Raw genomic sequence first — 18,112 nt, forward strand, 5'->3', positions numbered from 1 at the left:
TTTGCGCGATTCCTCATCGCAGGTGCCCCCGCCGACCGCCCACGATGACGCCGCGATACCAGCGCCGTGATGCGCTGCCGGCGACCAGCAGCCACGCCAGCAGGCTGACGTAGACGCCGATGGCCGGCACGATCATCAGGACATCCAGGCCGAGCGCCTGCGCGAGCGTGTAGGTGCTGACCGTGTACATACCCAGCGGGAAGACGATGTCCCAGTCGTCGGCCTCGTAGCGCAGCGGCACGTGGCGCCAGCCGTGGCGCCAGAGTTCCAGCATCAGCAGCAGCGGAATCCACCAGGTGGCGGTGGCCCAGAAGAACAGCGTGAAGCCCTTCACGAACGGCACCAGCTCGCGCAGCGGCCCGTGCATCGGTGCGTGCCGCACGAACAGGCTGCCGGCCAGCGTGGTGATCGCCAGCGCGCCCATGTTGATCCAGTACGGCGGCGTGAACTCGCGCGCGCGCAGCGGGAAGAACACGATGCGATACACCACCAGGGTGATGATCAGCAGGTACAGCGCGGCGCCCAACAGGTACAGGCACAGCGCGCCGAACAGCCAATCGTCGTTTCCTGCCGGGTTGTCGGCCGCCAGCAGCACCGCCAGCACGGCCAGCGACTGGGTGGCGACCACCGCGACCAGCCAGCCGCCGTTGATGCTGCGGGTGAAGCCGGGCTTGGTCCGCGCGGTGATGGTGGCGACCAGGAACAGGTAGGTCAGCGCCGTCCAGAACAGCGCGCCCAGCACGGCCAGCACGCGGGCCGCGCCGGGCCAGTGCACGACCATGAGGCATTGGCTGCCGAGCACGCAGGTGGCCGCGGGCAGGGTGAGGAAACCGGCGCCGCGGCCGGGATCGACGAAATCGGCCACGAGTTCGCGGCGAAAGCGGATCAGGCGCCATCCGGTCAGCGCCAGCAGGATCGGCCACGCGAGCAGGTTCACGCCGAACAGCGCGAGTGCCAGCGTGCGCATGGCGTGCTGGTCGAGGTCGATCGACACGATGCCGGTGGCCATGACCCGGGCAAAGCAGCCGGGACTCAGATGGCGCGCGCGGGATGACACGACATCGACGACCGTCATCGCAACCTCCATGGTGAAGGGGCGGGTGCGGGCATTATGGCGCCCGCGGGTTTTTCTCCGCGGGCATGTAAAGGGGCGGCGCGGTGAATTTCAGCTTCCGCTTCGCGTCCGGCTGCGCTGCGCCGCAAGGAACGCGCGCAGCGACGCCGGCTTGATCGGCTTGGTCAGCACCCGGTAGCCGCGGGCGCGGGCGGCCTGTTTCAGCGCGTCGCTGCCGTCGGCGGTGAGCAGGGCGCCGGGTAGCTGCGGGTTGCCCGCGCGCAGTGCGTCGAGCGTATCGAGGCCGTCGAGGCGATCGTGCAGGTGGTAGTCGACCAGCAGTACGTCGGGGTTTCCGGCCATCTTCGCCAGCGCCTCGTCGACGGTGGCGGCGCGCAGCACGTCCACTTCCCAGCGGCCCAGCAGGGCGGCCATGCCGGCGAGGATGTCGGAGTCGTTGTCCACGCACAGCACGCGCAGGCCCGACAGCGAATCGGGCAGCCCGCCGCGCGGCAGTTCGGGCAACGCGATCGGCCCGCGTGCGTGCGGCACGAAGATTGAGAACATGCTGCCGCGCCCCGGCGTCGAACGCACGTGCATGGGCTGGTCGAGGATGTGCGAGATGCGCTGGCAGATCGACAGGCCAAGGCCGAGCCCTTGCTCGCCCCAGTTGGTCGGCTGCTCGTAGCGCATGAACTCCTCGAAGATCTGGCCGAGGTGGTGGTCGGGAATCCCGGGGCCGGTATCCCACACCTGCAGCTCGATGCGGTTGCCGCGCGCGCGCGTGGCCAGCACGATGCGGCCCTCGCGGGTGTAGCGCAGCGCGTTGGCGAGGAAGTTCTGCAGCACGCGCCGCAGCAGGCGGCGATCGCTGTGCACCGGCGTCGGACGCAAATGCAGGCGCAGGTCGATGCCGCGCGCGGCAGCCATCGGCGCGTACTGAGCGGCGAGCTGGCGCAACAGCTCGCCGGCATCGAAATCGGACAGTTCCGGCTGCAACGCGCCGGCGTCCAGGCGCGAGACATCCAGCAGGCCGTCGAGCAGTTCCTCGGCCGCGCGCAGCGAGGTGTCGACGCGTTCGGCCAGGTGGCGTTGTTCGGCCGGCTCGCTGGCCTCGCGCAGGGCCGAGGTGAACAGGCGCGCGGCGTTGAGCGGCTGCAGCACGTCGTGGCTGAGCGCGGCGAGGAAGCGCGTTCGCGACTGCTGGGCTTCGGTGGCTTCGCGGGTGCGCGCGGCGACGCGGTGCTCCAGCGTTTCGTTGACTTCGCGCAGCGCGGACTCCACGCGCTTGTAGTCGGTGACGTCGCTGTAGCTGGTGACATAGCCGCCGCCGGGCAGCGGCTGGCCACGCATCTCGATCACCTGCCCGGACGCGCGCACGCGCTCGAACACGTGCGGCGAACCGGCGCGCATGTAGCTGATGCGCTTGTCGATCTGCGCCTCCACGTCATTCTCCGACGCCTCGCCGCCCGCTTCGCCGCCGCCCAGTTCGCCGCGTTCGGCGTTGTAGCGGATCAGGTCGGCGACCGGGCGGCCGACGTAGAGCATGCCGTCCGGGTACTCGAACATCTCCTGGTAGCGCCGGTTCCACGACACCAGGCGCATGTCGTGGTCGACCACGCTCACGCCCTGGCCGAGGTTTTCCAGGGTGCTCGACAGGATCTCGCGGTTGAAGCGCATCTCCTGCCCGGCCTCGTCGAGCACCGCGACCACTTCGGCCACGTCCATGCCCGAGCCCTTGAGCGCGCGGGTGAGCACCAGGCGCGCGCTGGACGAGCCGATCGCCGCGGCCAGCATGCGTTCGGTGAACTGCACCCAGTGGCGATCGGCCGGCGCGTGCGGGGCGAACGCATCGTCGCGGGCCTCGGCCTGTTCGCCGAACGCGCGCCGCGCCGGCTGGTCGCCCACGATGCGCCCGGCCAGCGCCAGCAGGTCGCCGACCTGCACGCCGCTGTGCGACGCGCCGGGCACCAGGGCCGGGCGTGCCGCGTAGGGATCGAGGAACGGCGCGTTGCGCAAGCGCTCGTCGAAACCCGGGCGCCAGCGCGCCGACACCAGGAACAGCGCGCCGATGTTGAGCAGCAGCGACCAGAACGTGCCGTGGGTGAGCGAATCCCAGCCGAGCAGCCCGAACAGCTGTCGCGGCCGCAGCCAGGCGATGCCGAACGGTCCCTGGTCCAGCCAGGCGCGGTCGAACCAGCCGGCGTCGGTGAGCGCAGGCAGCAGCAGCGTGTACAGCCACGCGCCGAAGCCCAGCAGCAGGCCCGCCTGCACGCCCTGGCGGCTGGCACCGCGCCAGTACAGGCCGCCGATCAGCGCCGGCGCGAACTGCGCGACCGCCGCGAACGACATCAGCCCGTACGAGGCCAGCGTCGTGTCGCTGCCGCTGACCCGGTAGTAGCCGTAGGCCATGGTCGCGAAGCACACGATCGCGATGCGGCGGATCCACAGCACGAACGAGGCGACGTTGCCGCCGTGGCGCTGCGCCCAGCCGCGACGCAGCAGCGGTGGCATCACCAGGTCGTTGCTCACCATGGTGGCCAGCGCCACGCTGGCCACGATCACCATGCCGGTGGCCGCTGAGAAGCCGCCGATGTAGGCCGCCAGCGCCAGCCAGTCGCGACCTCCGGCCAGCGGCAGCGCGAGCACGATGCTGTCGGCCGCCACGCCCGGGTCGCCCGCGAACAGCGCCAAACCGGCGCTGGCGATCGGCAGCACCATCAGCGAGACTACGACCAGGTAGGTGCCGAACATCCAGCGCGCGCGGCGGATGTCGGCCACGTCCACGCACTCGACCACGGCGACGTGGAACTGCCGCGGCAGGCAGATGATCGCGGTGAACGCGAGCAGGGTCTGGCCGATGAAGCCGACCGGGCGGTGGTCGACCAGCAGCGCCCGGGTGGCGGCGGCCAGCGGCAGATCGCGCGCGGCGAACCAGCCCACCGCGAACACGCCGACGGCGACCAGCGCCAGCAGCTTGACCATCGATTCCAGCGCGATCGCCAGCATCATGCCTGGCCGGTGTTCGCTGGCGTCCACCTGGCGCGTGCCGTACAGGATCGCGAACAGCGCCATCAGCGCGGCCACGTACAGCGCCGGGTCGCCCAGCGCGGTACCGGCCACGCCCGGCCCGCCGAGCACCACCAAGCTCACCGCCACGGCCTTGTACTGCAGCGCCAGATAGGGCACCGCCGCGATCAGCGCGATCACCGACACCATCGCCGCGAGCGTCTGCGAACGGCCGTAGCGCGCGGCGATGAAGTCGGCGATCGACACCGTGCCCTGCGACTGCGCGACCAGCGCCAGGCGCTCGAGGATGCGCCAGCCGAACAGCAGCATCAGCAGCGGGCCCAAGTAGATCGCGAAGTAGCCGACGCCGGTCCGGGTCGCCGTGCCCACCGCGCCGTAGAACGTCCACGAGGAGCAGTACACCGCCAGCGACAGGCTATAGACAAGCGGCCGCAGCCAGGTGCGGCCCTGCGAGTACTGCGGATGGCGGTCGCCCCACCAGGCCACCGCGAACAGCAGCGCGGCGTAGGCCACGGAGACCAGCAGCAGGATCCAGCCAGGCAGCATGCGGGGTCCTCGAGGGCGGGAGGCGAGTGTAGCCGGGTGCCCGGCGCGCGGGATTGTCCAGCACTTTTGTAGGAGCGGCCTCTGCCGCGAGCTCCTGATCTTCGGCTTCGTCATGCCGGGGAAAAGCTCGCGGCTGAAGCCGCTCCCACAAGACAGGCCAGAGGCGTAGGCACAGCAAAGCCCGCCTTCCGCCCGGCTCTGGAGCCCCGGTTAAAGCAATCAAAGATGACGATTTGCTGGCGCCAACGCTATCGCGTTGGCTGGGGAATCTCCCAAAGAAAACCCGCCTTGCGGCAGGTCTTCTTCAAGTCACTGGATCCCCGACTAGAGCATTCGGGGATGACGATTTGCTGGCGCCAACGCTATCGCGTTGGCTGGGGAATCTCCCAAAGAAAACCCGCCTTGCGGCGGGTCTTCTTCAAGTCACTGGATCCCCGACTAGAGCATTCGGGGATGACGATTTGCTGGCGCCAACGCTATCGCGTTGGCTGGCAAATCGTCACTTGATCTTGCCTTCCTTGTAGATCACGTGCTTGCGGACGACGGGGTCGTACTTCTTGACCTCCATCTTCCCGGGGGTGTTTTTCTTGTTCTTGTCGGTGGTGTAGAAGTGGCCGGTGTTGGCCGAGGAGATCAGACGGATCTTGTCGCGCTTGGTTGCCATGGTGTGCTCCTCAGACCTTTTCGCCGCGGGCGCGCAGGTCGGCCAGGACGACGTCGATGCCGTTCTTGTCGATGGTGCGCATGGCGGCTGCGGAAACGCGCAGCTTCACCCAACGGTTCTCACTGGCGACCCAGAAGCGGCGCTCGTGCAGGTTGGGGAGGAAACGGCGACGGGTTTTGTTGTTGGCGTGCGAGACGTTGTTGCCGCTCATCACGCGCTTGCCGGTGACCTGACAAGTCCGGGACATGACGCACCTCGATAGGTAATTGTTGTCGCCCATGGCCTGGGAGACGGCGGCCCCGGCGCATCCGGCTGGATGGCGCCGCGCAAAACGGGTTTGAACCCACACTGCCGGCGGCGGGTCGGAATCGCGCTTCCGGCCCCGCCCGGTCGCAGGCCTGGAGGGGCCGACCGGACGCAGTGAGCCGCGCATTATGCCGGCCGGCCGGGCCCCGGGCAAGGACTCTCCTGACGCCCAGGCCAAGATGGCCCTTGTGGAGCGACTCAAGCCGCGAGCTCTCCCGGTCGCCGGAACGCGATCCCCCTCCCGCGCCTCGCTCGGATTCGGCCAACCGGGCCGCGCCCTTCCGGCTTGCGCCGCCCGGCAACCGGGGCTGGCAGACCCGGCCACGCGGGTGGCTGGCATTGGTACCCGCCGATCCGGCCGGTCCGCTGGCCCGCCGGTTGCCGACGTGAATCCACCCCGCACCAGGCTCAGCCGCCGGCGCCTGCTCCCCCATCCGCGGCCGTGTCCGGCGCCGCGGCTCCGGCCTCGGCGATATACGCCCGCACCTGCGTTTCCAGCACCGGCAGCGGCACCGACCCCTGCGCCAGCACCACGTCGTGGAACTTGCGCACGTCGAAGCGCGGTCCCAGCGCCTGTTCGGCTTCCTCGCGCAGGCCGGTGATGGCCAGTTCGCCCAGCTTGTAGCTCAGCGCCTGCGCCGGCCAGGAGATGTAGCGGTCGACCTCGGTGGTGACTTCGTGCTCGGACAGCGCGGTGCGGTCGCGCAGGTAGGCCAGCGCCTGGTCGCGGGTCCATCCCTTGTGGTGGACGCCGGTGTCGATCACCAGTCGGCACGCACGCCACATCGCGTAGGTCAGGCGGCCGAAGTCCTCGTACGGGGTCTGGTAGATGCCCATCTCCACGCCCAGGTCCTCGCTGTACAACCCCCAGCCCTCGCCGTAGGCGGAGATGTAGTTCTCGCGCCGGAACGCCGGCAGCGCGTCCTGCTCGCGGGCCAGCGATCCCTGTAGTGAATGGCCGGGCGCCGATTCGTGCAGCGTCAGCGCCGGCAGGTTGTACAGCGGCCGCGAGGGCAGGTCGTAGGTGTTGACCCAGTAGGTGTCGGCGCCGCCGCGGCCGGCAGTCCAGAACGGGGCGATGTCGTCGGGCACCGGGACGATGGTGAAGCGCCCGCGCGGCAGCGTGCCGATGACCTTGCCGATCTCGCCATCGACGCGCTTGCTGATCCACGCGGCACGGCGCAGCAACTCTTCCGGCGTCTTCGCGTAGAACTGCGGGTCGGTGCGCAGGAAGTGCAGGAAGTCCGCGAACGTGCTGTCTTGATGCCGGCCCTTGAACCCGAGTCCGGCGATGATCGCGTCCATCTCGGCCTGGATGCGCGCGACTTCGCGCAGCCCCACCTGGTGGATGTCTTCCGGGGTCATGTTCAGCGTCGTGTATTCGCGGATCTGCTGGCGGTACCAGGCCTTGCCATCGGGCATGGCCTCGGCGGCGAGCGTCGTGCGCGCGTTGGGCATGTATTCGTCGCGGAAGAACGCCAGCAGCTTGCCGTAGGCGGGGATCAGCTGGCGGCTGATCGCCTCGCGGGCCGCGCCGCGCAGCTGTGCCTGCTCGGCTTCCGGAATCGATGCGGGCATTTTCTTGAAGGGCTTCCAGAACGCCGACTGTTCCGGATCGGCCAGTTGCGCGACGTTGGCGATCGACACGTCGCGACCGGCCAGCACCGCCTTGGGCACGCTGAAGCCGCGCGCCAGCCCGGCGCGCATGTTGTCGACCTGCTGGTCGAAATAGCGCGGCACGTCGCTCAGCCGGCCGATGTAGTTCCGGTACGCCTGCGCGTCGCGCATCGGCTTGCGCGCCATGAACGCCAGGTTGGACCAGAACGAGCTGTCGGCGTTGAACGGCATCTCGTAGTCGCGGAAGCGGATGCTGGCGGCGAGGTTTTCCACCTGCGGTTTGTACACCGCGTAGTTGACCCGCTCGGCGGACGACAGCGCGGCCGGGTCGATGCCGTCGAGCCGGCGCAGCACGCGATCCCACATCGCCAGCCGGCGCCGCTGCGCGTCTGCGCCGACATCGGGCAGGCGCGGCAGGTCGGCGCCGCCTTCATCGTCCTCGTCGCCGGCGATGCCGAACTCGCGCTCGCGCCAGGCCCACTCGGCTTCGTAGATGGCACGGAATGCCGCGTCGGCGGCGGGCACGCTGGCGGCGGTCGATGCGGCGGCGTCGGCGGCCAGCGCGGGAAGCGCGGGCGCCGTGACCAGCGCCAGGGCGAACGCGAGTACGCCGTGCAAACGGATGCGATTCAAGGCCGAGTCCCCGGGAAAGATGAAGCCATCGTATCCGCAGCGCGCTTTCGGCATAAGCGCTGGCAGTTCCCGTCGTGGCGTCCCGCGGGAAGCCGCCGCCCGCGATGCCCGCGAAGCGGGCAACACCTCGGCGTCAAGACAATCGAAAGCAGCTCAATGGAACGCCGCCTTCGCGGGGACGGCGGAATCCAGGCGTTCGCAGGACATCGGCGCGCGTCGCGCCATCCATGCGCCGCTCAATGGCCGGCGCGATCGCGTCGCCAGCCGCGGTGGCGGATGTCCAGGTACAGGCTGTAGGCCGCGGTGAAGGCGGGAAACAGGTTCTGCACCACGCCGACCGAATCCTGCTTCTGCGAGAACACGAAATAGCTCAGGGTCATCACGCTGCCGACCAGGCTCATGTACCAGAACAGGCGCGGGATCACCGGCTTGCGGTGCTTGCGCGAGGCCAGGAACTGCACCACCCAGCGGCCGCCGAACATCAGCGCGCCGGTCAGCCCGATGAGCTTCCACGGCGACATGTGCAGGCCGGTCCACTCGAGCCATGCGATGGAGGTGTTCATGACATCGGGGGCGGGGATCATCGCTGGAGTCCCGGACCAGGCGTGGGCTCGACTTCCTCGACCGCGGTGACCCGGCTGCGCCGGATCAGCCACGCCACGCCGCGCAGGTCGCGGATGCCGACCAGCGCGCGGTCCAGGTTGTTGTATTTCGAAACGCCCGCCGTGCGGTGGCGGTGATGCACGGGCACGCTCACCGTTCGCCATCCGGCGCGCTGCATCAGCGCTGGCAGGTAGCGGTGCATGTGGTCGAAGTACGGCAGGTCGAGGAACGCCGCGCGCTCGAACAGCTTGATCCCGCAGCCGGTGTCCGGCGTGTCGTCGCGCAGCATCCGCGAGCGAATCGCGTTGGCCCATTTCGAGGCCCAGCGCTTGCTGCCCGAGTCCTGGCGATCGACGCGCCAGCCGGCAAACAGCTTCACGTCGGCCGGCGACTGCGCGCGCTGCGCGAGCAGCTTGGGGATGTCGGCCGGGTCGTTCTGGCCGTCGCCGTCGAGGGTCGCGATCCAGGCGCCGCGCGCGGCCTTGACCCCGTTGCGGATCGCGGTGCTTTGCCCGCTCTGCGTCGCGTGGCGCAGCACCCGCAGCTCCGGCACGGAGGCTTTCAGCCGCTGCAACGCGGCGAAGGTGCCGTCGCGCGAGTGGTCGTCGATGTAGACGATCTCGAAGTCGCCGCCGTCGTCCGCCGCGCGCCCGCGCAGCGCGGCCACGATTTCGGCGACCAGCGGTGCGACGTTGTCCTGCTCGTTGAAGACCGGGACGACGACAGACAGGTGCGGGGTGTTCATGGAGACAGGCCGATGCGGTCGATGGGAGCCGGGCGGCGCGCGGTAGCGATCAGGCCTTGGCGCGCAGCCGTTCGAGCACGCCGTCGAGCGTGTCCAGGTCGCTGTAGTGGATCACCAGCCGGCCCTTGCCGCCGCGGCCGTGGACCACGCTCACGCGGGTGCCCAGCGACTCGGACAGTTCGGTTTCCAGCGAGGCGATGTCGGCTTGCGGCCGCGCCTTGCCGCCGCCGGGCTTTTTCGCCGTCGGCACCTTGCCCGCGGCGAACTGCTGCGCGCGGTGTTCGACTTCGCGCACCGACCATCCGTGTTCCGCGGCGTCCGACGCCAGCTTGCTGGCCAGCTCCGGCGACAGCGTCAGCAGCGCGCGCGCGTGGCCCATTTCCAGCCGCCGCGCCTCGAGCAGGGCGCGGATCGCCGGCGGCAGCTCCAGCAGCCGCAGCAGGTTGGACACCGCCGCGCGCGAACGGCCGACGGCGCCCGCCGCCTGCGCGTGGGTCAGGTCGAATTCGTCGATCAGCCGCTGCAGCGCCTGCGCTTCCTCCAGCGGATTGAGGTCTTCGCGCTGGATGTTCTCGATCAGCGCCATCGCGACCACGGTGCGGTCGTCGGCGCGGCGCACCACCGCCGGGATCTCGGCCAGCCCGGCCAGGCGCGAGGCGCGCCAGCGTCGTTCGCCGGCGATGATCTCGAAGGTGCGGTCGGGCAGTTCGCGCACCACGATCGGCTGGATCACGCCCTGGGCCTTGATCGACTCGGCCAGCTCGGCGAGCTTGTCCTCGTCCCACTGCTTGCGCGGCTGGTACTTCCCGGCGGCGATGGCGTCGACCGGCAGCGTGCGCAGGGTGTCGTCGGGGCTGGCTTCCAGCGCCGGGGCGTCGGCCGCGGCCTTGGGGCCCAGCAGCGCCTCCAGGCCGCGCCCGAGGCCGCGCTTCTTGGCGGGCGCCTTGGCGCTCATGCCGGGTTTTCCATCGTCGCGGGTTCCTGTGTCTTGTCTTGCTGGCGCTGGCCCTTCTCGCGTTCGCGCTGGCGGCGCAGCAGCTCGCCGGCCAGGCCCAGGTAGGCGACCGAGCCGCGGCTGCCGCGGTCGTAGCCGACGATGCTCTGGCCATGGCTGGGCGCCTCGGCCAGGCGCACGTTGCGCGGCACGATGGTGCGGAAGACCTTGTCGCCGAAATGGTTGGTGAGTTCGGCCGAGACGGCGTTGGCGAGGTTGTTGCGCACGTCGAACATGGTGCGCAGCACGCCCTCGATCTCCAGCCCCGGGTTGAGCCGCGACTTGAGCGCATCGATCGTCTGCAGCAGCGCGGTCAGGCCTTCGAGCGCGTAGTACTCGCACTGCATCGGCACCAGCACCGAGTCGGCCGCGGTCAGCGCGTTGAGCGTGAGCAGCGACAGCGCCGGCGGGCAGTCGATGATGATGAAATCGTAATCGCCGCGCAGCGGGTCGAGCGCGCGCTTCAGGCGCTGCTCTCGGCCTTCCTCGTCCATCAGCTCGATTTCGGCCGCGGTCAGGTCGGTGTTGCCGGGCAGCAGGTCCAGGCCTTCGGGCGTGCGCACGATCGCGTCGCGCGCGTGCACTTCCTCGAGCAGCACGTCGCAGGTCGACGCGGTGACTTCGCGCTTGTCGACGCCGCTGCCCATGGTCGCGTTGCCCTGCGCGTCGAGGTCGACCAGCAGCACCCGCTTGGGCGTGCGCGACAGCGCCGCGGCGAGGTTCACCGCCGTCGTCGTCTTTCCGACGCCGCCTTTCTGGTTGGCGATGGCGATGATGCGGGCCATGGGGTCCGGAGCCTCGATGCGAAGGGTACCGGCGCGGACGCGAGGCCAGCGGTCGGACCGGTGATTATGCCTCAGCCGGTCGCTCGCCCCGGGAGGCGCGTCGCCGGCAGGCGCTGGCGGGGGCCGGGTCGCTGCGGCGCAGCGTAGGGCCAGCCGATCGGCGACCCGCGCGCCATACCGCTTCTTCGCACGCGGGCGCGCGTCCGTCGACGGAGGCCGCGACGCCCCGCGGCCACGTTCAGCCCGGCGCGCGGCCGACGATGACCAGATGGCGTTCGGCGTCCAGTCCGGGCACGGCGATCGGGTGGCTGGCGACTACCTGCCAGCCGGCCGGCAGCGCGGCGATCTCGGCCTCCGGCCTTGCTCCCTTCATGGCCAGCAGCCGGCCACCGGGACGCAGCAGGTGCGCGCCGGCCGCCAGCAGGTCGGCCAGCGTCGCCATCGCGCGCGCGGTGATCGCATCGAACGCCCCGGGTGCGTCCAGCGCCTCGGCGCGCGACTCGGCGACGCGCAGGTTGCCCAGCCCCAGCGTGCGCGCCGCCTCGCGCAGGAAGCGCGCCTTCTTGCCGTTCGATTCCACCAGCGTGACCTGCAGCGCCGGCACGGCGATCGCCAGCGGAATGCCCGGCAGGCCGGCGCCGCTGCCCAGGTCGGCCAGGTTGCCCAGCTCGCGGACGAACGGATGCACCGCCAGCGAGTCGAGCAGGTGCAGCGACACCATCGCCCGCGGGTCGCGGATCGCGGTGAGGTTGTAGGTGCGGTTCCAGCGATGGAGCAAGGCGAGGTAGGCCAGCAGCGGATCTGCCAGCGCGCCGGCCAGCCCCAGGGCGGCCAGGCCGCGTTCGAGTTCGGCGCGCAGGACGGGATCGGGAACGTCGTTCATCGCCGCATTGTAGGAGCGGNCGCTCGCGGCTTGCGCCGCTTCTACAGGGGCTGCGGCCGCCACGCCAGGCTGGCCAGGTAGCCCGGCATCGGCGCGAACGCGTGCAGGGTCCAGTCCGACGGCCGGCCCAGCGCGGGATCGCAATCGACCAGCGTCCAGGTGTCGTCGTCCGGTGCGAATTCCAGCCGGTGCAGGCCGAAGGCCAGCCCGCGGCCGTGGGCCTTGAGCACCGCCTCCTTGGCGCACCACAGGCGCACGAAGGCCGCCTCCCGCGTCGCCTCGGGGAGCGCCCGCAGCGCGGCGGTTTCGGCCCTGACGAAGAAGCGTTCGGCCAGGGCCAGCGCGCGCGGGCGCGGACGCAGCAGCTCGAGGTCCGCGCCCAGCTGCACGCCGCGGCCGGTCGCCACCAGCAAGCGTTCGCCGCTGTGGCTCCAGCTCACGTCGGCCGAGGCATCGAGTCGCGGCCGGCCGTGCGCATCGCGCCGCAGCGGCAGCGCGTCGTCCGGAATCCCGAGCGTCGTGGCCAGCCAGGGCCGCACCAGCGGAGCGACCGGCGTGCCGTGCCGGTGCGGGCCCCAGGCGCAGCGCAGCGGCCCGATGGCGAGCTGGTCCGGCGGGCTGAACATGAATCGCGGCTTGGCGTCCGGCATCCCGCTCAGCGTAAGCTAATCGACGGGGATCTACGGATAGGGACACAGGGCGGCCATCGCCGTCCGGCAAGACCACGCAATGTCGGCAGTCATCGAAACCCAGCCAGCGCCGTCCGCGACGGCCACCACTTCACGCCAGCCGCTGGCCTGCGGCGACGGCGCGCGTCCGATCGCGTTCGGCGCCGGCGGCGCCGTGTCGCTCGACACCTTCTTCTCGCACGTGCGCGGCCTCGCGCGGCAGCTGCCCGAGGCGACCCACGCGATCAACCTGTGCGAGGACCGTTACCGCTTCCTGGTGGCGTTCTGCGCGGTCGCGCTGCGCGGCCAGACCACGCTGCTGCCGCCATCGCGCACGCGCGCGGCGATCGACGACGTGCGCGCGCAGCACCCATCGAGCTACTGCATCGGCGACGGCGACCACTGCGGCTGCACGCACGCTTCGCTGGCGCCGCTGCCGCACTACCTGCGCATGCCCGACGTGCTGCCGCAGTGCGATGGCGAACGCCCGCACGTCGACGACGACGCGCTGGTCGCGATCGGCTTCACGTCCGGCAGCACCGGCGCGCCCAGGCCCAACGCCAAGACCTGGCGCAGCTTCCGCACCAGTACCGCGCAGAACCTCGCGGCGTTGTCGGGACTGTGGCCGGACGACGCCGTCGTGCACGCGGTGGCGACGGTGCCCCCGCAACACATGTACGGCATGGAGATGTCGGTGCTGCTGCCGCTGCTCGGCAACGTCGCCGTGCACGGCGCGCGCCCGTTCTTCCCGCAGGACGTGACCGATGCGCTGGCCGCCACGCCCGAGCCGCGGCTGCTGGTGACCACGCCCGTGCACCTGCGCGCGCTGGTCGAGGCCGGCGTGTCGCTGCCGCCGATGGCGGGGATCGTTACCGCCACCGCGCCCTTGCCGCAGCCGCTCGCCGCAGCCGCCGAAGCGCGCTTCGGCTGCGAGGTGCGCGAAATGTTCGGGTCCACCGAAACCTGCGTGATCGCGCGCCGACGCACCGCGGTCGAGGCCGTGTGGACGCCGATGCCGGGCGTGCGCGTGGTCCCGCAGCCCGACGGCGCGCTGGTGCACGCCGCGCACCTGCCGCAGCCGGTCGCGCTGGCGGACCTGGTGGAAGTGCACGCCGACGGCCGCTTCGAACTGCGCGGCCGCCAGGCCGACCTGCTGGAGATCGCCGGCAAGCGCGCCTCGCTCGGCGACCTGACGCGGCGCCTGCTGGCCGTCGCAGGCGTGGATGATGGCGTGGTGTTCCAGCTCGACGACGTCGACGATGTCGGCGTGCATCGCATCGCCGCGCTGGTGGTGGCGCCGAGCCTGGCCGAAGCGGACATCCTGCAGGCGCTGCGACGCAGCATCGATCCGGTGTTCCTGCCGCGCCGTCTGCGCTGCGTGCCCGCGTTGCCACGCAACGAAACCGGCAAGCTGCCGCGCGCCGCGCTGCTGCGGTTGCTGCACGGCAACAACGGCTGATCCGAGGCCTGCTGCCCGCGACGCGGTCGTCACGCGACCGCCGACAGACTGCGTCCTGCCTCCTGCGAGGAGGCGTCGGGTCTCTCGCCAAACTTAAGGAGTCGCAGCATGAGTTTCATCATCTGGTTGATCGTGGGTGGGATCATCGGCTGGCTTGCAAGCTTGATCATGAAGACCGACGCGCAGCAGGGCCTGATCCTGAACATCGTGGTCGGCATCGTCGGCTCGTTCCTCGGCGGCATGTTCATCGCCCCGCTGCTGGGCGCGGGAACGGTCAACAGCGGTGACTTCAGCATCATGGGGCTGGTCGCTTCGCTGATCGGCGCGATCATCCTGCTGGCGATCGTCAATCTGTTCAGGCGTGGCCGCGTGCGCTGAGCGCATGTTTTCGATAGACGAGGCCCGGCAATCGCCGGGCCTTTTTTCTGGCGCAATTTTTTCATTCGTCGCAAGCGCGGACTGAAGCAAACGTGCAGTTGCAGTTGCAATTGCCGTGGCTTGCTACTTTTTAATAAGCCGTCAGCAAAAGTCTGCAGACCCGGAGGGCGCCGCACATCCATGTGCGCCGCCCTCCGGGTCTGCCATCGAGCCAGGGACGTTCGTTCCCCACGGGAAAATCCAAAGCCAAAATTCAAAGCCCAGCCGAAAGCCCAAGTCCAAAGTCAAAATCCAGATTGCTGGGACAACTTCTGGTCTATGCGTGCTCGATTCGTGGTTCCGGGTCGCAAGCCATATTGCCCGCGAGGCAGCGAAAGCCGATTCAAAGCGCGAGTCGCACCCACGCCGGCGCGTGATCGCTCGGGCGCTCCCAGGTCCGCGGCTCGCGATCGACGCCGGCCTCGATCGCCTGCGCACGCAGGGCGTCCGAGACCAGGGTCAGGTCGATGCGCAGTCCGAGGTTGCGGCGGAAGGCGGCCTGGCGGTAATCCCACCAGCTGAAGATGCCCGCGTCCTCGTGGTGCAGGCGGAAGGCGTCGTGCAGGCCCAGTGCCTGCAGCCGGCGCAGGCCGTCGCGCTCTGCGGTGGAGGTGAGGATGTGGGCGTCGTGCCAGATCGCAGGGTCGTGGACGTCGCGTTCGTCGGGGGCGATGTTGAAGTCGCCCAGGACCACCATCCGCGGATGCACCGCGAGCTCGGTCGCGAGCCAGTCGTGCACCGCGTCCAGCCAGCGCAGCTTGTAGGCGTACTTTTCGGTGCCGACGTCCTGGCCGTTGACGACGTACAGGTTGACCACGCGCACGTCGCCCACGGTCGCGGCGATCACCCGCTTCTGGTCGTCGACGAAACCGGGAATGCCGACCTCGACGTCCCCGATCGCGCGGTCGCGGGCGAGGATGGCGACGCCGTTGTAGGTCTTCTGCCCGGAAAACACGCTGCGGTAGCCGAGCCCCGCGAGCAGCGCATCGGGAAACTTCTCGTCGGCGAGCTTGGTTTCCTGGATCCCGACCACGTCCGGCTGCGCGTCGCGCAGCCACTGTTCCAGGTGTGGCAGGCGCACGTTGAGGGAGTTGACGTTCCAGCTGGCGATCTTCATTGGGTCGGGTCGTGGCTCGTTGGCTGGAGGGGCGACAGGCGAATGGAGCAGCAATTGAGGATTGGCGATCCAGGGCCGAGGTCGGCGCTTGCCGACGATGGCCGGTGCAGGCGCGACGCGCAACACTCAGCGCGATCGCGACCACGGATCTTTTCCGGGATGGAAATCCCGCTGCGCTCGACCGACGCCGCCTGCATCGCCATTCCGCCCCGGCAAAGATGCGTCACACCGGTCGCCCGGTCACCGGCCTCCACACGATGGCCAATCGCCGGCCACCGATCAACCCTTCGCCAGCAGCCTCACCATGCGATCCACGAATCCGCGGTACGGCGGCTTGAGCAGATCGCTCGCCGCCCAGCGCGACTGCCACAGCACCGGCATCGCCTTGGTCATCGCGTCGAAGCCGGCGCGGCCGTGGTAGGCGCCCATGCCGCTGGCGCCGATTCCGCCGAACGGCAGGTTGCCCGCGGCGAAATGCAGCAGGGTGTCGTTGACGGTGACGCCGCCGGCGAGCAGGCGCCCGAGGATCTTTTCCACCGTCGCGCGGTCGTGGCTGAAGGGGTAGAGCGCCAGCGGGCGGTCGCGTGCCTCGACCCAGGCGATCGCTTCGTCGAGGCTGCGGTAGCTGCGGATCGGCAGGATCGGGCCGAACAGTTCTTCCTGCATCACGCTCGCGTCGTCGCCCGGTTCCAGCACCAGGGTCGGAGCGATCAGGCGTTCGGCCTCCGCGCGCACCGGATCGAGCGCCACCAGTTCGATCACTTCAAGCCCGCGCGCGCGCGCGTCGTCGAGGTGGGCGCGCAGGCGCCGGTACTGGCCTTCGTTGATGATCCGGGTCAGGTCGCTGGCCTGCTTCAGGTCGCCGTAGCGCGCCGTGGCCTGTTCGCGCAGCGCGGCGACCAGCGCGTCGCGGCTTGCGTGGTCGACCAGCACGTAATCCGGCGCGATGCAGGTCTGGCCGCTGTTGAGCCATTTGCCCGTCGCCAGCCGGGCGGCGGCCTTTGCCGGCGGAAAATCGGCGGCGACGATCGCCGGCGACTTGCCGCCCAGTTCCAGCGTCAGCGGGGTGAGGTTCGGCGCGGCCGCCGCCATCACCTTGCGGCCCACCGCGGTGGAGCCGGTGAACACGAGATGGTCGAACGGCAGCGCGGAGAACTGCGCGCCGAGCGCGGCATCACCGAGCGCCACGGCCACGCGGTCGGCGGGAAACGCGTTGGCCAGCAGCTCACGCAGCCAGGCGCTGGTCCGCGGCGTGTGTTCGGACGGCTTGAGGTAGACGTGGTTGCCGGCGGCGATCGCGGTCACCAGCGGGATCAACGCCAGGTTGACCGGATAGTTCCACGGCGACATCACCCCGACCACGCCCACGGCCTCGTGCCGGACCTGCGCGCGCGCCGGCCACAGCCGCCAGCCGCTGCCGGCGCGGCGCGGTTTCATCCAGCCGCGCAGCTTGCCGCGCAGGTGGTCGATTTCGGCGGTGACGGTCATCGCGTCCGACAGCAGGGTTTCGTGCACGGATCGGTGGCCGAAGTCGGCCGCGATCGCGGTGAGCATGTCGTCGCGGCCAGCGCTGAATGCGTCGCGCAGCCGGGCCAGGTCGTCCAGCCGCTGGCGCGCATCGGGCCGTTCGCGCCGCCATGCATCGCGCAGGCGGTCGAGGGTGGGCTGCAGCTGTGCGGGAAGCGTGTCGGCGGGCATGTCCATGGGTCGACTATACGGGCGCGCACGGCCGGTTGGCGCGTGGCCGGCGCCGATCCCAGCGGCTGCCGAGGTGGGCAGAAGGGACTGTGCGGGCGTGCGCCTACAATCCGGGCATGACCACGATCCGCCCCTATCGCGACATCCTTCCCACCCTCGGCGCGCGCGCGTGGGTCGATCCCACCGCGACCGTCATCGGCGACGTGGTGCTGGGCGACGACGTCTCTGTGTGGCCGCAGGTGGTGATCCGCGGCGACGTCAACGTCGTCCGCATCGGCGCTCGCACCAACGTCCAGGACGGCACCGTGATCCACGTCAGCCACGACGGCCCGCACGCGAAGCTCGGCGGGTTCGCCACCGTGATCGGCGACGACGTGACCATTGGCCACAAGGCGATCCTGCACGCATGCCATCTCGAGGATGCGGTGCTGATCGGCATGGGCGCGATCGTGCTCGACGGCGCGCGGATCGGCAAGCACGCCTTCATCGGCGCCGGCGCGCTGGTGCCGCCCGGCCGCACCGTGGGCGAGGGCGAGCTGTGGATCGGCAACCCGGCGCGGAAGATGCGGATGCTCAGCGACGCGGAGATTGAGGGGCTGCACTACAGCGCGCAGCACTACGTGCGGATGAAGGACGAATACATCGCCGCGGCGGCGCCCTAGCCCGGATCGCGTGGCATCGGCTCTTGTAGGAGCGGCTTCAGCCGCGAGCTCTTCTGATTTCGCGTGACCGGTTGAAAGCTCGCGGCTGGAGCCGCTCCCACGAGAGCAGCGATACGGCGCGCGACGCGTTGCGCCAAGTCGACGAGCCGGTAAAGTAGCGCCGGGGATCGGCTTGGGATGCGGACGGCATGGATGACCTGATGGCGGCGCGCGCGCGCGGCGGGGCGATCG

General features: G+C 70.1%; 16 protein-coding genes and 1 pseudogene. 4 read left to right on the plus strand and 13 right to left on the minus strand.

The window, feature by feature from the left end:
- Positions 1-13 precede the first annotated feature (13 nt).
- From ACFOM9_RS11530 to ACFOM9_RS11580, 11 genes are all read right to left on the minus strand, one after another.
- Positions 14-1,075 carry a tellurite resistance/C4-dicarboxylate transporter family protein gene (locus tag ACFOM9_RS11530; protein WP_386710600.1) on the minus strand — a complete coding sequence of 354 codons (1,062 nt, stop codon included), beginning with the start codon at positions 1,073-1,075 and terminating at the stop codon, positions 14-16.
- 90 nt (positions 1,076-1,165) lie between these two features.
- The gene (locus ACFOM9_RS11535) at positions 1,166-4,630 is read right to left on the minus strand and encodes a hybrid sensor histidine kinase/response regulator (RefSeq protein WP_386710603.1); all 3,465 of its coding nucleotides are present in this window, start codon (positions 4,628-4,630) and stop codon (positions 1,166-1,168) included.
- A 499-nt stretch (positions 4,631-5,129) separates the two neighbouring features.
- Entirely contained in the window at positions 5,130-5,294 is a 165-nt protein-coding gene (gene rpmG, locus ACFOM9_RS11540; protein WP_027079588.1) for a 50S ribosomal protein L33, read from the minus strand.
- 10 nt (positions 5,295-5,304) lie between these two features.
- Positions 5,305-5,541: a 50S ribosomal protein L28 gene (gene rpmB / locus ACFOM9_RS11545; protein WP_027079589.1), complete on the minus strand. Its 237-nt coding sequence runs from the start codon at positions 5,539-5,541 to the stop codon at positions 5,305-5,307.
- 467 nt (positions 5,542-6,008) lie between these two features.
- Positions 6,009-7,904: a DUF885 domain-containing protein gene (locus ACFOM9_RS11550; RefSeq protein ID WP_386710608.1), complete on the minus strand. Its 1,896-nt coding sequence runs from the start codon at positions 7,902-7,904 to the stop codon at positions 6,009-6,011.
- Positions 7,905-8,086: 182 nt separating this feature from the next.
- Positions 8,087-8,413 carry a lipid-A-disaccharide synthase N-terminal domain-containing protein gene (locus ACFOM9_RS11555; RefSeq protein ID WP_386710611.1) on the minus strand — a complete coding sequence of 109 codons (327 nt, stop codon included), beginning with the start codon at positions 8,411-8,413 and terminating at the stop codon, positions 8,087-8,089.
- A 17-nt stretch (positions 8,414-8,430) separates the two neighbouring features.
- Positions 8,431-9,198, minus strand: coding sequence for a glycosyltransferase family 2 protein (locus ACFOM9_RS11560; protein ID WP_386710613.1), 768 nt, complete (start codon positions 9,196-9,198; stop codon positions 8,431-8,433).
- A gap of 49 nt (positions 9,199-9,247) precedes the next feature.
- Positions 9,248-10,153, minus strand: a complete 906-nt coding sequence (locus tag ACFOM9_RS11565) for a ParB/RepB/Spo0J family partition protein (protein ID WP_386710615.1) — start codon at positions 10,151-10,153, stop codon at positions 9,248-9,250.
- Entirely contained in the window at positions 10,150-10,977 is an 828-nt protein-coding gene (locus ACFOM9_RS11570; RefSeq protein WP_386710618.1) for a ParA family protein, read from the minus strand. The genes ACFOM9_RS11565 and ACFOM9_RS11570 overlap by 4 nt, the downstream gene beginning before the upstream one ends.
- A gap of 238 nt (positions 10,978-11,215) precedes the next feature.
- Positions 11,216-11,860 carry a 16S rRNA (guanine(527)-N(7))-methyltransferase RsmG gene (rsmG, locus tag ACFOM9_RS11575; RefSeq protein ID WP_386710621.1) on the minus strand — a complete coding sequence of 215 codons (645 nt, stop codon included), beginning with the start codon at positions 11,858-11,860 and terminating at the stop codon, positions 11,216-11,218.
- 41 nt (positions 11,861-11,901) lie between these two features.
- On the minus strand, positions 11,902-12,486 hold the full coding sequence (locus tag ACFOM9_RS11580) for a 4'-phosphopantetheinyl transferase family protein (protein WP_386710624.1): 585 nt from the start codon (positions 12,484-12,486) through the stop codon (positions 11,902-11,904).
- Positions 12,487-12,601: 115 nt separating this feature from the next.
- Between ACFOM9_RS11580 and ACFOM9_RS11585 the strand changes: the two genes are divergently transcribed.
- From ACFOM9_RS11585 to ACFOM9_RS11595, 3 genes and pseudogenes are all read left to right on the plus strand, one after another.
- Complete coding sequence (locus tag ACFOM9_RS11585; protein ID WP_386711046.1) at positions 12,602-13,987, plus strand: AMP-binding protein; 1,386 nt, start codon at positions 12,602-12,604, stop codon at positions 13,985-13,987.
- A 108-nt stretch (positions 13,988-14,095) separates the two neighbouring features.
- Positions 14,096-14,219: pseudogene (locus ACFOM9_RS11590) on the plus strand (GlsB/YeaQ/YmgE family stress response membrane protein); the annotation flags it as partial.
- 8 nt (positions 14,220-14,227) lie between these two features.
- A complete protein-coding gene (locus ACFOM9_RS11595) occupies positions 14,228-14,365 on the plus strand; it encodes a GlsB/YeaQ/YmgE family stress response membrane protein (protein ID WP_386711049.1) in 138 nt (45 codons plus the stop codon).
- Between the two features lie 382 nt (positions 14,366-14,747).
- On the opposite strand, the gene xth is transcribed toward ACFOM9_RS11595, so the two are convergent.
- Together xth and ACFOM9_RS11605 are read right to left on the minus strand one after the other, a co-directional pair.
- The gene (gene xth, locus ACFOM9_RS11600) at positions 14,748-15,521 is read right to left on the minus strand and encodes an exodeoxyribonuclease III (RefSeq protein WP_386710627.1); all 774 of its coding nucleotides are present in this window, start codon (positions 15,519-15,521) and stop codon (positions 14,748-14,750) included.
- Between the two features lie 279 nt (positions 15,522-15,800).
- Positions 15,801-17,225, minus strand: coding sequence for a coniferyl aldehyde dehydrogenase (locus ACFOM9_RS11605; RefSeq protein ID WP_386710630.1), 1,425 nt, complete (start codon positions 17,223-17,225; stop codon positions 15,801-15,803).
- Positions 17,226-17,335: 110 nt separating this feature from the next.
- Between ACFOM9_RS11605 and ACFOM9_RS11610 the strand changes: the two genes are divergently transcribed.
- The gene (locus tag ACFOM9_RS11610) at positions 17,336-17,881 is read left to right on the plus strand and encodes a gamma carbonic anhydrase family protein (RefSeq protein ID WP_386710633.1); all 546 of its coding nucleotides are present in this window, start codon (positions 17,336-17,338) and stop codon (positions 17,879-17,881) included.
- Positions 17,882-18,112: the final 231 nt, after the last annotated feature.

The organism is Luteimonas notoginsengisoli (assembly GCF_042648885.1).
GTDB lineage: Bacteria > Pseudomonadota > Gammaproteobacteria > Xanthomonadales > Xanthomonadaceae > Luteimonas > Luteimonas notoginsengisoli.